Raw genomic sequence first — 14,543 nt, forward strand, 5'->3', positions numbered from 1 at the left:
CGCGAGGTCGTCATTGCCGCCTGTCTCAGGCGGGTTCCGCCGTCATGACCAGGCTGGCATTCTGCCCGCCAAAGCCGAAGGAGTTGGAGAGCACGGCCGTCACCTGCGCATCGCGCTTGACGTTCGGCACCACATCCAGGGCAATGGCCGGATCGGGATTCTGGTAGTTGATGGTCGGGGGCAGCGTGCCTGTGAGAATCGTCTGAAGCGAGAACACCGCCTCGACGGCACCGGCCGCCGTCAGCGTGTGGCCGATCATCGACTTGTTCGAAGAGACCGGGATGCGGGCAAGCCCTTCGCCGAAGACGGCCGACATAGCGCCGTATTCCATCTTGTCGTTCTCCGGCGTCGAGGTGCCATGCGCGTTGATGTAGCCGATATCGCTCTCGGCGATGCCGGCATCCGCCAGCGCCGCGCGGATCGAGGCGATGGCGGGACCGCCATCCGGCGAGGAGCGCGTGCGGTGGAAGAGATCGGCCTTCTCGCCGCAACCCTTGAGGATGCCGAGAACCTTTGCGCCGCGCGCGACGGCCGCTTCCAGCGATTCGAGCACCAGCGTCGCCGCACCCTCCGCGATCACGAAGCCGTCGCGGTCGCGCGTGAAGGGCTTCGACGCCTTTTCCGGCGGATCGTTCTGGGTGGAGAGAGCCGAGAGCAGAGAGAACCGGATCAGTGCTTCCGCGCTCACCGAGCCGTCGGTCGCAACCGTCAGCGCACGCGTCGTGCGGCCCTGCCGGATAGCCTCGACGCCGAGCTGGATGGCGGTCGCGCCCGAGGCGCAGGCAGTCGACAGGGTTACCGGCAGACCGCGCGTTCCGAACCGGTCGGACAGACGCTCGGAGATCGCGCCGAACAGGGCGGCCTCGTAAAACACCGGATCGGCCTTCTCCCGCATAGCGGCGAGGAAACGATTATAGGCATCGGCCGGCTTTTCCGACGGCGGCGAACGGTCGGCGAGCGCGAAGCGCGCGCTCCATTCCGGCTCGATCGGCGGCGCTGCGAGAAAGAGGGGGCCGTCGAAATCACCGGAAATGCCGGCCTGCGCCAGAGCTTCCAGCGTCGTCTCACGCGCCATGGCGTAGGAGCGCTCGACGGAGTTCTCATTGGGAACATCGATGAAATCGACCGTTCCGCAGATTCGCGTCGACAGGCCGTCGGTCGGAAAGCGTGTGATCTTGTGGATGCCGGAGACGCCGCCGGTCAGCGCGGCCCAGTTGTCCTCAAGACCCTGGCCGAGCGAAGTGATGACGCCCATGCCGGTGACGGCGATCAGCGGCCGGCCCAGATGGTCCTTATAGGCATTGGTCATGACGAGAGCTCCTGTGAACCCGCTTTGGCATGCGCTGTGAGTACGGCGATCCCCTCGCCTCGGCCGTGACCGAGCGTCGTGACGATGGCGTGCTTCGGCGCGCGCACTATCGACGGCTCCGACGGATCGAAGGGCGGCACGACGGCCCCGGCGTCGAGCGCAAGCGCGGCGAGCGCGAGACCCAGCGGAAACTGCGCCTCGATCCCATGTCCGACGGCGCCGCTATAGCCGCGCACCGGCGCGTTGGGGAAGCGCTTGGTCAGCCATGCCAGCTCCTGCGTGGCAAGGGCGGCAAGGCCGCTGGCGCCGGAGAACACGATGGTATCCTCGGCGGGCGCCGCCTGGCTCAAGTGGTCCAGCCGCCGCTCGAGCCGGCCATCGTCGCGGTTGCCGCGATCGCCGCCCACCGCATCGATGGTCGCATAGATCCGCGCGCCGCGGTTTTCGGCATGTTCGCGCGATTCGAGCACCAGGAAAGCGCCGACCGAACCGAGGATGATGCCGCCGCCCTCGCCCGCCGCGCGCGACCATAGCGGATGCCAGGGACCGGTGGCGTGCGCCTGAAGCGCTTCCACGAGCAGGATGATATCGAGCCGTTCGGCCGACAGAGCGCCGCCGACCAGCGTATGGCTCGACTGGCCCGCCTTGATGCGGGCGAAGGCCGTCTCGACTGCGGAAATGCCGGCGGCTTCCTCGCCCATGAAGGTGCGCGACGAGCCGGTGACCTTGTGGACGATGGAAATATTGCCGGCCATCAGATTGGAAAGCTGCGCGAGAAACAGGGTCGGGCGCAGTTCCGTGGTCAGCTTTTCGTTCAGCAGATGCTCGCGGTCGTTACGCTTGAGGCCCTCGTCCACGATCAGGCTGTCGACCGCGATGTCGCGCTCGCCACCGCCGGCCGCGACGATCATGTCCATCGTGCCGCAGGCGTCGGCATCGTCCTTCAGGCCCGCATCGTCAAGCGCAAGGCCTGCGCTGAACACGCCGAGGCGCTGCCAGTTCTCCATCTGCCGCTGGTCGCCGCGCTTGGCGATCTGTGCGGACCAGTCGATGGCCGGCAGGGGGTGGACGGGATAGGGCGCGAAACGCTCCGTCTCCACCACCACCGCCGGCGCCTCGCCCGCCGTGAGCATGGCAACATGCGGCGCGACACCCACGCCCTGGCTGGTGACGATCCCCACCCCGGTGATCACGACATCGTTGGCGGCCTTCATGCGGTCACTCCTTAGGCGATTCTGGGGGCGATTCCGGTGGCAGCTCCGGGGATATTTCCGGGGAAACCTGGGCGGCCAGCGCGGCCGTCAACCCGACCTCGTCGGCCCGCTTGCGGACGATGGGGCCGAGCGGCAGCTGATCGAAGGGGACGGTCCGCAATTTCAGCTGGGCATCGGCGATCCGCTTGCCGGCGGACGAGATCTTCGCCTTCGTCACGGCAAAGCCCGAGCCGTCATGCTCCAGCACGACCTCGATGTCGAGCACGGCTTCGGGCTCGACAAAGGAGCGCATCTTCGCGCCGTCCACCGTCATCAGGAACGGCATCGCGGCGAAATCGGTCACGGCCAGCACGAGAAAGCCGGAGGCCTGCGCCATCGTTTCGATGAGGAGAACGCCGGGGACGAGCGGATAACCGGGGAAATGACCTTCGAAAACCGGGCTCTGCGCCGGCACGACGGAGCGGGCGCGCAGCGTCTTCGCCGTCATGTCGACGGCCTCGACACGGTCGATCATCTGGAAATATTCAAGCAGCATACGACATCATCCGCTGACCACCTTCAAGCCTGCGAGGGGCGACCCGCAACAGGTATCGAGGACCGGTGACGGCGGCACCCGGACATTGCGTTCGAGGCCGTCAGGTAGAAACGGCGATGCCGCCTGTCAAGCGCGCAAGAGCGGCGTCAGGCGGCATCGCGGAACGGGTGCAGTTGGAAAGGCCGATCAGGCCTTGGCAGCGCGCAGTTCGTCGATCTTGGCGCAGAGGTTCTTCAGAACGAAGTATTCCTCGGTCGAGGCCTTGCCTTCGTTGACGTCCTGCGTCCACTTTTCCAGCGGAATCTTGATGCCGAATTCCTTGTCGATCGCAAACACGATGTCGAGGAAATCGAGGCTGTCGATGCCCAGATCGTCGATCGTGTGGCTTTCCGGCGTGATCGTCTCGCGATCGATCTCGCTGGTTTCTGCAATGATATCGGCGACCTTGTCGAATGTGGCTGTCACGCGCGGACCTCTTTGAATGGCAAGTTTTGCCGAAGCTATAGGGTAACTGCGCGCGAAAAGCCAATGGCCTTCCGGCCATGCAGGGATTTTTGCGCCGCCCTGTTGCCGAAAGGACCGCGTTGCAGCATGGGCGACGTCAATCGGCGATGACGATGCGCGTGTTCTTCAATCCCGCCTGGCTCGCCAACGTAAAGAACGCCGCCGCATTTCGGGGATGCAACCGCACGCAGCCATGCGATGCGGGTCGCCCGAGTCTCTTCAGATCAAAGGTCGCGTGGACGGCATAACCGCCGTTGAAGAAGACGGCGAAGGGCATGGGCGCATCGTTGTATTTTCGCGAACGGTGATTGCGGGAGAGCCATTTCGCGCTCCAGCTGCCCTGCGGTGTGACATAGCCCCGGCGCGCCGTGGAAACCTGCCACTGGTGCAGAACGATCCCGTTCTCGCTGACCGTCATCGTCTGGCTGGAAAGGCTGATGCGGGCGACGAGCGTCGCGGCGCTTGCCGTGCTCGGCATCACAGCGATCGCCATGGTCATGCACGATACCGCCACAGCGGCGAGAAAAAAACGACGCATCCGATCCCCCTGGCGTACCGCAACGGTACGATGTCCCCACTGCGGAGGATACTACTCCAGGGAGGACGGAGAAAGACTTAAACAGCAGTGGAAACAGAGCGTTAAAATAAGTTCTGACATAAGGCTGCGGAAACCACCGCAGCCAGCGCCAGCGTGCAGGCGGCATGGAAGACCCTGACGCCGCGAAAGATATCGTCCACCGTGGCGACCGGCCGACCGGCGGCATTCATCATCGGCTCTTCCACCCGGCCGCCGGCGTAAAGGCGGGGGCCGGCGAGTTGAAGGTTGAGCGCGCCTGCCATAGCCGCCTCGGGCCAGCCGGAATTAGGTGACCGGTGAAGCCCCTGATCCCGCAGGGCGACGGAGAGCGCATCCCGCCCTGCCCGCTGGCCAAGCCGCCACCATGCTCCACATGCAATTAGCAGCATGGAAAGCCGCGCGGCCGGGAGGTTTGCGACATCGTCCAATCGTGCCGACGCCCGGCCGAAGTGGAGATAACGCTCCGTCTTGTGGCCGATCATCGAATCGGCCGTGTTGAGCATTTTGTAGGCGAAGAGCCCTGGAAGCCCAGAGATCGCATACCAGAAGAGCGGCGCCACGACCCCGTCCGAAAAGTTCTCGGCCAGGCTCTCGATGGCGGCGCGGCAGACGCCCGCTTCGTCGAGGCTTTCGGGATCGCGCCCGACGATCATTGCGACCGCCCGCCTTCCGCCCGCAAGCCCGCCCTCGCGCAGGCCGGTGGCGACGCGCAGGACGTGATCGGACAGGCTCTTTTGCGCGAGGAAGATCGCGACGATCAGGGCCTCGACCACGGCGCCGGCAAGGCCGAGCGACGACAGCGCGAGATGGATGAGCAGGCCAATCGCGGCGGACAGCAGAAGAAGCGCTGATATCGCCACCACACCGCGTCGGCGAAGCTGCGGCCCGCTGAGATGTCGCCGGTTCAGCCTTCGTTCACAGGCGCCAATGGCTTTGCCGAACAGGACGACGGGATGCGGCAGGCGGCGCCAGAGCCAGTCGGGATCGCCGACGATACGGTCTATTGCAAGACCGGCTGCGAGAATAACGAGATGCATCAGGCGGCAACCTCGCGAAGCGCGTCGAGCAACCGGATGTCGGATGCGGGATCCGGCGTGAGGCCTAGCCGCACCCAGCGGGGTGCGTAGTCGAAGCTGCGCGTGAGGATATGCCGCTCGCCAAGGGCGTGCCGAAGGGCGGCGCCATCGGCGACCTCGATGAGCGCGAACAGATGCGTGCCGCCCGCCGTGCGGACGCCGGCCTCCGACAGAACGCCGTCCAGCCCGGCCTTGCGCTCGGCGATCCGCGACCGCAAGCCGTCGATATCGCCCCGAAACAGATGCTCTGCGACCGCCAGCGCCGGCCCGGACACGGCCCAGGGGCCAAGCGCCGTGGCCAGGGCCTCCAGCACGGCGGGCGCAGCCATGACGAAGCCGAGGCGGATGCCGGCATATCCGAAGACCTTGCCGAAGGAGCGGAAGACGATGAGGCCGGGATGGGCGAACGCCTCGGCGGCGACACTGTTGCCTGACATCCCGTCGCCGAAAGCTTCGTCCACGACCAGCCGTCCGCCCTGCGCCGCCATGCGGTCTGCGAGATCCAGCAGCGTATCGCGCGGCAGCAGGCGTCCCGTCGGGTTGTTCGGATTGACGATGACGGCAAGACCGTGATCGGGGCGAAGTTCGCCGATATCCGCAATCGGATCGACCGCGAAACCGGCGAGCGACAGCACCCCCTGATACTCGCCATAGGTCGGCCCGAGAATCGCGACAGGCCGGCCCGGCGCGGCGAGAGCGGGCAATTGCTGGATGACGGACTGCGTCCCCGGCACGGCCAGCGGCCGCAGCGAACCGGTGCCGTAGAAAGCGGCAGCAGTCATTTCGGTCCGGTGCACGAGGTCCGCATCCGGCAGACGGTGCCAAGCGGATGCGGGAATGTCCGGAAGCGGCGGTGGGCAGGGGTTGATTCCGGTGGAAAGATCCAGCCAGTCCGCCGCTATACCGCCATATTCCGCCATGGCCCGAGCCAGACCGCCGCCATGCTGGATCGGCGCTGTCATGCGGGCTCCGTGGTGATGTGTTCCGGCGCGCGGTCGATGAGGTGCATGAAGGAGCCGGCGACCGTTCCGGCGCTGAGGCCAGCCGTACCGAGCGAGGCACCCGTGGCATCCTCGACCGCAAACAGGGGTGCCGCGTCACCTTCCGAGACGATCGTCGCGTAGTGGAATTCATGCGCCATCATCGGCTTGAAAGCGCCCGTTTCATCCAGCGGCCGGATGCGACGGTAACCGAGATGCCGGCGTCGTTCGGCAAAGCTGGTGGTTAGCGGCAGGAGGCCGAGCATCGGGTGGCGCTTGCCCGACGCATCGATAAGCCCCTCGCCGAGCGTCATATAGCCACCGCACTCGCCGAAGATCCGCGCCTCTCGTGCGGCCGCAGCCCGCATGCCGGCACGGAAGGTTCCGGCCGCCGACAACGTCTCCGCATGCAGTTCCGGATAGCCGCCGGGCAGGTAGACGGCATCGGCATCGTCCGCCGGCGCCTCGTTGGCCAGCGGCGAGAAGAAAGAGAGAGAAGCACCCGCTACGTGCCATCCGTCCAGCAGGTGCTGATAGGCGAAGGCAAATGCGACGTCGCGCGCAATCGCGATTCGCGACCCGAGCGGGTCGAGCGCCACGACCTGCCCTGTGGGCGACCGAACCGGACGGGCCTGCGCACCGAGCGCCACCAGCGCGGCGAGATCGCAACCCGCCTCGACCGCGTCGGCCGCATGGTCGATGAAGAGATCGAGGCCGCCATGTTCACCGGCCTGAACGAGGCCGAGATGCCGCTCGGGCAAGGCGAGGCCGGGATCGCGACCGATCACGCCGAGTACGGGCATATCGATAGACGCCAGTGCGCCGCGCAGCATGGCTTCGTGCTTCGGACTGCCGACCTTGTTGAGGATGACGCCGGCGAGTCGCACATCGGCGCGGAAGCGGGCATAGCCGGACACGAGCGCCGCCACGGACTGTGCCATCCGGCCGCAATCCACCACCAGCACGACCGGCAGACCCAGAGACGCCGCAAGATCGGCCGGCGCGCCGGTGCCATCCAGCGCCGCATCGAACAGGCCCATCATGGCCTCGACGACCAGAAGGCGGCCACCGTCCCGCGCGCGGAAGGCCTGCGCATCGAGCAGAGCGGGACGCATGGCCCAGGGATCGTAATTGACGCAGGCGATGCCGCAGGCCGCCGTGTGGAAGGCGGGATCGATGTAATCCGGCCCCGCCTTACCCGGAGACACGGCAACGCCGCGCCGGCTGAGGGCGCGCAACAGGCCGAGGGTAATGGTGGTCTTGCCGGAACCGGAGGACGGGGCGGCGATCAGGATACCGCTCATGCCGAGTATTCCTTCGTCAGCACCCCATCGGCCTGCGCGGAGCCGAGCCAGTCGAGGACGGAGCGCAGCCGCACGACCTCGCCGAGAACGACGATGGCCGGGGGCGAGACGCCGGCCGCGGCGGCATCGGCGGCGGCCTGGCCGAGCGTCGTTTCGAGAACCGACTGGCGGGACGTGGCGGCATTGCTGACGAAGGCCAGCGGCTCGTCCGGCGCGCGGCCGGCGGCCAGCAGGTTCGCGGTGATTTCACGGATGTGCTTCATCGCCATATACATGACGATGACCGGCGACCCCTTGGCGACGCTTGCCCAATCGACGCGATCCGGCACGAGACCCGAGGAATCATGGCCGGTGAGAAAGGTGACGACATGGGTGATATCGCGGTGGGTGACGGGGATGCCGGCATAGGCGAGACCGCCAATACCCGCAGTAATGCCGGGTACGACCCGGAAGGGAATGCCGTGCTCGACCAGCACCAGCGCCTCTTCGCCCCCGCGACCGAACACGAAGGGATCGCCACCCTTCAGCCGCAGCACGCGTTTGCCCTCCTGCGCGAGAGCCACGAGGCGCAGCGAGATGTCGCGCTGCTTCGGCGAGGGCTTGCCGCCGCGCTTGCCGGCGAATTCCAGAACGGCGCCGGGCCGCGCAAGAGACAGGCAGGCGGCATCCACCAGCGCATCATGCACGATCACATCCGCCTGCCGCAGGGCGTTGACCGCATGCAGCGTCAGCAGGCCAGGATCGCCCGGCCCCGCCCCGACCAGCCAGACCGCGCCGGGCGCCATCAGCGGCAGGCCTTCGAAGGGGAAAACGCTCATCCCGCCAACTCCAGGGCTGCAAAGGATGAATCATTCTGGGAAGCTGTCGCCAAACCAGTTGAAGACGCGGCGGCAAACAGCTGTTTCGAAAAGGTTTCCACGACGGCAGCGGTCGCCTGTCGAGACGCGCGCTTTGCCACCACGAGCCGCCCGCCGATACCGGCAGCGGCAAGGGCGGATGCCTCCGCAACGCTGTGGCATCCGGTCAGGCGGAAAACGTCCGCCGACGGCGTCACGATGCGCGGCGTCTCCTCTTCCAGCCGGGTGGCGTTGAATGTCAGGAGCGGAACCGCGAAAGCATCGGCAATGGCAAGGATGGCGGGCTCCGTGGCGCGGGCATCGAGCGAGGCGACGGCGTGGAGTGGCAGTGCGGGATAGCCGGCCTCCGCCAGCACGGCCCGCGCGAGATCGAGCACCTCGGCGGCGGATGACCCCGGCCGGCAGCCGAGGCCGAGAACAAGCCCGCACCCCGTCGTCTCACCGCTCATCGTCATTCCACGCTCTCCGCTGCACGCCACCTGCGCCTGAAAAGGCCGGACAGGAAGCCGCGTTCCAGATCCCGCAGCGATGCGGCGGTCGATACCGACACCGCAGGCCATGGTCGCGCAGACGCCGAGCGGCTGGGGATCTCTCCCCGGCCGAGGCCTCGACAGCTCCGGCATGAGCCCCCGATCAGGGTCGGCCGCACCGGACGCGTTTTCAGCCCGAACCGGGCGCCGTCGCATTCGGGGTCTTTTACAAGAGATTTGCGCAGATCGGAATTGCTTATGAAGACGCCATGACAAAATCCGCCCTTTCGGTTCCCGCAGCAACGGTCGAGCGCGCGATGCGAGACGGGTTGCGGGACCGGATGCGAAAGGAAAGACCGGGAACACGGCGCAAGCATACCCGTCACCGGCATCCTGCCTCCCCGCCGGCCCTTTCCTTTGTCCGCCGGCTCTGCCAAAGAGCGTCTGCGCCTGCGCCCGGAGCGCGCGCTTCCCGGAACACCCTCTGCCGGCGACACGGCCCAAGGTCCATCGTGCACGATCTCGCGTTTCATCTGCTCCTTTTCCTTTTCCTTGCAGCGTTCGTCGCCGGCTTCATCGACAGCATCGCTGGCGGCGGCGGCATGATCACCGTGCCGGCCATGCTGCTGGCCGGCCTGCCGCCGCTGGAAACGCTCGGCACCAACAAGCTCCAGTCGCTGTTCGGCTCGGGCTCGGCCAGTCTTGCCTATGCCAGAGCCGGCCATGTGAACCTGAAGAGCCAGCTGCCGATGGCGCTCCTGTCGCTTGCCGGCGGCGGGATCGGCGCCATGGTGGCGACCGTGGTTCCCGGCGATGTGCTGCGCGCCGTGCTGCCGTTCCTGCTCATCGGCATCGCGCTCTACTTCGCGCTGAAGCCGAACGTGGCGGATCTCGACCGCGCCCAGCGCATCACGCCCTTCGTGTTCGGCCTCACCATCGTGCCTGCCATCGGCTTTTACGACGGCATCTTCGGCCCCGGCACCGGCTCCTTCTTCATGCTGGCCTTCATTGCGCTTGCCGGCTTCGGCGTCCTCAAGGCGACGGCGCATACCAAGCTCCTCAATTTCGGCTCCAATATCGGCGGCTTCCTCGTGCTGGCCTGGTATGGCGTCGTGCTGTGGAAGGTCGGGCTGATGATGGGCGTCGGGCAGTTTGCCGGTGCGCAGGTCGGCTCGCGCTTCGCCATGAAGCGCGGCGCCAAAATCATCAAGCCGCTGCTGGTCGTCACCTGCATCGCACTCGCCATACGCCTGCTCGCCGATCCGATGAATCCGGTTCGGGTCTGGCTGGGAATCTAATACTCGACGCCCACCTGTGCCTTGATGCCCGAGCGGAACGGGTGCTTGACGAGTTCCATCTCGGTCACAAGGTCAGCGATTTCGATCAGTTCCTCGCGCGCATTGCGGCCGGTCAGCACCACATGCGTCATTGGCGGCTTTTCCTCCCGCAGGAACTGCACGACCTCGTGGATATCGATGTAGTCGTATCGCAGGGCGATGTTGATCTCGTCCAGCAGGACCATCGAATTGGCAGGATCGCGGATCAGTTCCTTGGAGGTTTCCCACGCCTTCTGCGCCATCGCCACATCTCGGGCGCGATCCTGCGTTTCCCATGTGAAGCCTTCGCCAAGCGTGTAGAAACGGCAGAGATGCTGGAAATGCGTCTCGATCAGCGTCCGCTCCCCCGTCTCCCATCCACCCTTGATGTACTGCACGACGGCGGACGGCATGCCGTGGGCGATGTGGCGGAAGATCATGCCGAAGCCGGCGGTGGTCTTGCCCTTGCCCTTGCCGGTGTGGACCATGATGAGGCCTTTGCCGTCGGTCTTCGTCGCCATGATCTTTTCGCGTGCGACCTTCTTCTTCGCCATCTTCATGGCGTGACGCTCCAGATCGACCTCGGCGGCCGGTGTTTCCTCGGTCATATCTCGTCCCTTGGGGTTCTCACGACGCCCTGAGCGTCAGGCTGTTTGAAAGCGCGAATCGTGCCGAGTTGGAGCGCGGCTGCCAGTATCCCCGGTCGATGGCCTCGGTCAGCCGGGCTGCCAGATCGCGGAAGGCATGGCGGTTGGCCTCCTCCATGAAGGCGCGCACGGCATCGTCCAGCACGAAGGCCTGATAGACCGCCTCGAAATGCTGGCTGCGGACAGCGCCTGTGGTCGCAGCGAAGGCGAAAAGATAATCGACGGTCGCCGCCATCTCGAAAGCGCCCTTGTAGCCGTGCCGCATCATGCCGGCGATCCATTTCGGATTGACCACCCGCCCGCGCACGACGCGGCCGATTTCCTCTTCCAGCGACCGGATGACCGGCTTTTCCGGGCGGGAATGGTCGTTGTGGTAGATCACAGGCCGCGTGCCGGAGAGATGCTCTACGGCAGCGCTCATGCCGCCTTCGAACTGGTAGTAGTCGTCGCTGTCGAGAAGATCGTGCTCGCGGTTGTCCTGATTCTGCACCACGGCCTGCACGCAAGCAAGACGCGTCTCCAGCATCTCCCGCTCATCCCGACCCTCGGCATGCGCGCCATAGGCATAGCCGCCCCAGGTGAGATAGGCGTCGGCAAGCTCGGAGCGTTCCGGCCCGCGCTTCTCGTCCATCAGCGCCTGCAGCCCGGCACCGTAGGCGCCGGGCTTGGAGCCGAAGACGCGGTAGGAGGCGCGGCGTTCGGCATCCGCAGCACTCAGGCCCTTTTCGCGCCATTCCGCGCTCTCGCGGCGGATGCGGGCCGCAATGGCATTGTCCTCGTCGTCTTCTTCCAGCGCGCCGATGGCACGTACCGCGCTGTCGAACAGCGCGATCTGCTCGGGGAAGGCATCGCGAAAGAAGCCGGAGACGCGCAGCGTAACATCGACGCGTGGGCGGCCGAGAAGCGCCGGGGGAACGATCTCGTAGCCCGTGACGCGTCGTGACATCGGGTCCCAGAGCGGTTTCGCGCCGATGAGTGCCAGCGCCTGCGCGATATCGTCTCCGCCGGTGCGCATGTTGGAGGTGCCCCAGGCGGTGAGGCCGAGCGCCGTCGGCCACGCGCCATGATCCTGCAAATAGCGCCGGATGAGGAGATCGGCCGATTTCTTGCCAAGTTCGAAAGCGGCCGGCGTCGGCACGGCGCGGCTATCGACGGAATAGAAGTTGCGCCCTGTGGGCAGCACGTCCGGCCGCCCCCGCGTCGGCGCGCCGGAAGGCCCGGGCGCCACGAACCGACCGTCGAGACCGGCCATGAGACCGGCGATCTCCGCCGGCCCGCAGGCAATCAACGATGGCCTCAGCCGCGCCTCGACGGCATCGAGAACGGCGCGCGTCGCCGCCCAGCCGTGCGGGCAGGCCATCTCGCCGCCGACCAGCTTTGCCGCGAGCAATTCGATTCGCTCGACGGTATCGCCTTCGCTGCGCCATGGATCGTCACTCGCAGCCAGAAGAAGCGGCGGGCGCGCGCCCTGCCAGAGCGTGGCCGGTGCGCAGTCGAGCGGGTCGAACGCCGTCCTATCCGCGCCCTCCCCGTTGACGAGCCCGCAATCGCGCGCGATCGCCCGTTGCAGGCTGGCATCGCCGCCCTCGCCGCTGCCGCGCGGCACACGGGCGAGCGCCAGCGTCAGGTCGGTCAGGAGACGCCCTTCGGGCGACACGCCGAAGACGTGGAGGCCGTCGCGGATCTGCATTTCCTTCAGATCGCAGAGATAGGCGTCGAGCTTCTGCAACGCCGCCTCCTCGCCATCCGTCTCGGCAATGCCGGCATCCGCATCGAGCCCGATGTCGCGGACGAGATGCAGGATCTGGTTGGAGAGCAGCCGCAGGCGCCGGGGATCGCCACCGGCGGCGTCGTAATATTCATCGACCAGACCTTCGAGATCGCGGAGCGCGCCATAGGTTTCGGCGCGGGTCAGCGGCGGCGTCAGGTGATCGATGATGACGGCCGATGTCCGGCGCTTGGCTTGGCTTCCCTCGCCGGGATCGTTGACGATGAACGGGTAGAGATGCGGCAGCGGGCCGAACACCGCTTCCGGGTAGCAGGTCTCCGACAGCGCCAGGGCCTTGCCCGGCAGCCATTCGAGATTGCCATGCTTGCCCATATGGATGACGGCGTGGGCGCCGAAAGATTGGCGCAGGAACGCATAGAAGGCGAGATAAACATGCGGCGGCACGAGGTCCGGCGAATGGTAGGTTTCCTTCGGGTCGATATTGTAGCCGCGCGCCGGCTGGATGCCGATGAGCACGCCGCCGAGACGCGCAAGCGGCAGCGCGAAGCGGTCGCCATCGGCATAAGGGTCGCGCGAGGGATCGCCCCAGCGTGCCGTGACCTCGGTTTGAATCTTTTCGGGAAGTGTTGCGAAGAACGCGTTGTAATCGTTGAAAGACAGCGTCTCGCGAATATGCCGCCCGTCACGCGCCGCGTTCGTCGGGCCTTCCATGAGATAGCGGATCAGCGCATCGCCGTCTGCGGGCAGCTCGGTCGCCGGATACCCCGCCTTCGCCATCGCGCGCAGCACCCCGATGGTGCCGGCGGGCGTGTCCAGCCCGACGCCGTTGCCGAGACGGCCATCGCGATTCGGATAGTTGGCGAGAACGATGGCGACCTTGCGCTCGGCCGGCGGCGTGTGGTTCAGGCGCGCCCAGTTTGCCGCGAGCTTTGCGACGAACGCGACCCTGTCGGCCAGGGGCGCATGCCCGACGATATTCGTCTCGACCGCCTCGTCGTAGATCGCCGCCGCCTTGAACGAGACGGCACGGGAGAGAATGCGTCCATCCACCTCGGGAAGCGCGACGTTCATCGCGAGATCGCGCGCCATCAGGCCCTGCGACGAGCTTTCCCATGCCTGCCGTGTCGACGCGGAGAACAGGACCTGCAACACCGGCGCGCCGCCGGCATCGAGCACGGTCCCCTTGTGATCGCCGCCCGGGGCGGAAACGGCAAAGCTCGTGGCATTGAGAACGACATCCGGCGTGAACCGCGCGAAGATCGCCTCGACCGTGCCGACGGACAGGGCATCCTTCAAGCTGGAGACGAAAACCGGGAGAACCCGCATGCCCTCGGCCGAAAGGGCCTCGACCAGGGCTGCAACAGGTCGTGTCTCGCCGGACTGGACGAGCGCACGGTAGAAGCAGAGCGCCACGATCGGCTGACTTCCGGCGTGCGTTCGCCCCCAGTTCTCCGCGCCGACGATACCCTCGTGCGGCGACCAGATGCCGGCCCGCAACAGCGGCGTTGCCGCCGCCGGCCGCTCGCCGTCATCGACGAGTGCATGGGCATACGCAAGGAACCGCTGCATATTCTCAGGGCCGCCCTCGGTGAAATAGGCGAGCATCGCCGCCCGATCGTCTGCGGACACGGTGGAATAGGCATCGAGCGCCGGATCCGGCTTGTCATAACCGGGGAGCACGGCGATTTTTGCTCTATGGGTCACGGCCGTGGCGTGAAGGGCTTCCAACACATACTGGAAATAGGAAGCGCCGCCGAGTGCCCGTACGATTATCAGCTTTGCATGCCGCGCGGTACGCTCGACATAGGTATCGACCGACATCGGGTGCTTCAGCGAGAGGAGGCTTGCCGCCCGCAGGGTCCGCCCGTCGGGTTCGGCCTTGCAGGCGCTGGCGATGGCGGAAAGCTCCGTATCGGCGGCGGAGAGGAAGAGGATCTCGCCCGGCGACTGACCGAGATCGATGGCCTCGTCCCCGTCCGAGATCGTGCCTTTCTGCGCAAGAAGAAGATGCATCCGCCGCCAATC

Annotated in this window: 13 protein-coding genes; 1 reads left to right on the forward strand and 12 read right to left on the reverse strand. The window is 66.3% G+C overall.

Translation table 11 applies throughout. The features are described from left to right. Positions 1-25: 25 nt before the first annotated feature. From GA0004734_RS12655 to GA0004734_RS12700, 10 genes are all read right to left on the reverse strand, one after another. Positions 26-1,309, reverse strand: coding sequence for a beta-ketoacyl-ACP synthase (locus GA0004734_RS12655; protein WP_092934181.1), 1,284 nt, complete (start codon positions 1,307-1,309; stop codon positions 26-28). Beyond that, entirely contained in the window at positions 1,306-2,523 is a 1,218-nt protein-coding gene (locus GA0004734_RS12660; RefSeq protein WP_092934183.1) for a beta-ketoacyl-ACP synthase, read from the reverse strand. The genes GA0004734_RS12655 and GA0004734_RS12660 overlap by 4 nt, the downstream gene beginning before the upstream one ends. Before the next feature lie 4 nt (positions 2,524-2,527). Continuing rightward, positions 2,528-3,058: a 3-hydroxyacyl-ACP dehydratase FabZ family protein gene (locus GA0004734_RS12665; protein ID WP_092934185.1), complete on the reverse strand. Its 531-nt coding sequence runs from the start codon at positions 3,056-3,058 to the stop codon at positions 2,528-2,530. A 186-nt stretch (positions 3,059-3,244) separates the two neighbouring features. Then, positions 3,245-3,523, reverse strand: a complete 279-nt coding sequence (locus GA0004734_RS12670; protein WP_062592716.1) for an acyl carrier protein — start codon at positions 3,521-3,523, stop codon at positions 3,245-3,247. Between the two features lie 136 nt (positions 3,524-3,659). Further along, a complete protein-coding gene (locus GA0004734_RS12675) occupies positions 3,660-4,061 on the reverse strand; it encodes a L,D-transpeptidase (RefSeq protein ID WP_245292410.1) in 402 nt (133 codons plus the stop codon). A gap of 140 nt (positions 4,062-4,201) precedes the next feature. Next, positions 4,202-5,176, reverse strand: a complete 975-nt coding sequence (gene cbiB / locus GA0004734_RS12680; protein WP_092934189.1) for an adenosylcobinamide-phosphate synthase CbiB — start codon at positions 5,174-5,176, stop codon at positions 4,202-4,204. Further along, entirely contained in the window at positions 5,176-6,177 is a 1,002-nt protein-coding gene (cobD, locus tag GA0004734_RS12685) for a threonine-phosphate decarboxylase CobD (protein ID WP_092934191.1), read from the reverse strand. Before cobD ends, cbiB begins: the two co-directional genes overlap by 1 nt. After that, positions 6,174-7,499, reverse strand: a complete 1,326-nt coding sequence (locus GA0004734_RS12690; protein ID WP_092934193.1) for a cobyrinate a,c-diamide synthase — start codon at positions 7,497-7,499, stop codon at positions 6,174-6,176. Before GA0004734_RS12690 ends, cobD begins: the two co-directional genes overlap by 4 nt. After that, positions 7,496-8,317 carry a uroporphyrinogen-III C-methyltransferase gene (gene cobA / locus GA0004734_RS12695; RefSeq protein ID WP_092934195.1) on the reverse strand — a complete coding sequence of 274 codons (822 nt, stop codon included), beginning with the start codon at positions 8,315-8,317 and terminating at the stop codon, positions 7,496-7,498. Before cobA ends, GA0004734_RS12690 begins: the two co-directional genes overlap by 4 nt. After that, the gene (locus GA0004734_RS12700; RefSeq protein WP_092934197.1) at positions 8,314-8,811 is read right to left on the reverse strand and encodes a cobalamin biosynthesis protein; all 498 of its coding nucleotides are present in this window, start codon (positions 8,809-8,811) and stop codon (positions 8,314-8,316) included. The genes cobA and GA0004734_RS12700 overlap by 4 nt, the downstream gene beginning before the upstream one ends. A 527-nt stretch (positions 8,812-9,338) precedes the next feature. On the opposite strand from GA0004734_RS12700, the gene GA0004734_RS12705 reads away from it, so the two are divergent. Continuing rightward, positions 9,339-10,124: a TSUP family transporter gene (locus tag GA0004734_RS12705; RefSeq protein ID WP_245292411.1), complete on the forward strand. Its 786-nt coding sequence runs from the start codon at positions 9,339-9,341 to the stop codon at positions 10,122-10,124. Here GA0004734_RS12705 and cobO read toward each other — a convergent pair. Next, positions 10,121-10,750 (reverse strand): cob(I)yrinic acid a,c-diamide adenosyltransferase, encoded by a 630-nt coding sequence (cobO, locus tag GA0004734_RS12710; RefSeq protein WP_092934199.1) that lies wholly within the window; start codon positions 10,748-10,750, stop codon positions 10,121-10,123. The two genes, GA0004734_RS12705 and cobO, sit on opposite strands and share 4 nt — an antisense overlap. Before the next feature lie 19 nt (positions 10,751-10,769). After that, positions 10,770-14,531 (reverse strand): cobaltochelatase subunit CobN, encoded by a 3,762-nt coding sequence (cobN, locus tag GA0004734_RS12715; RefSeq protein ID WP_092934201.1) that lies wholly within the window; start codon positions 14,529-14,531, stop codon positions 10,770-10,772. Between the last annotated feature and the right edge of the window lie 12 nt (positions 14,532-14,543).

Origin of the sequence: Rhizobium sp. 9140, from assembly GCF_900067135.1 — a bacterium.
Taxonomy (GTDB): Bacteria; Pseudomonadota; Alphaproteobacteria; order Rhizobiales; family Rhizobiaceae; genus Ferranicluibacter.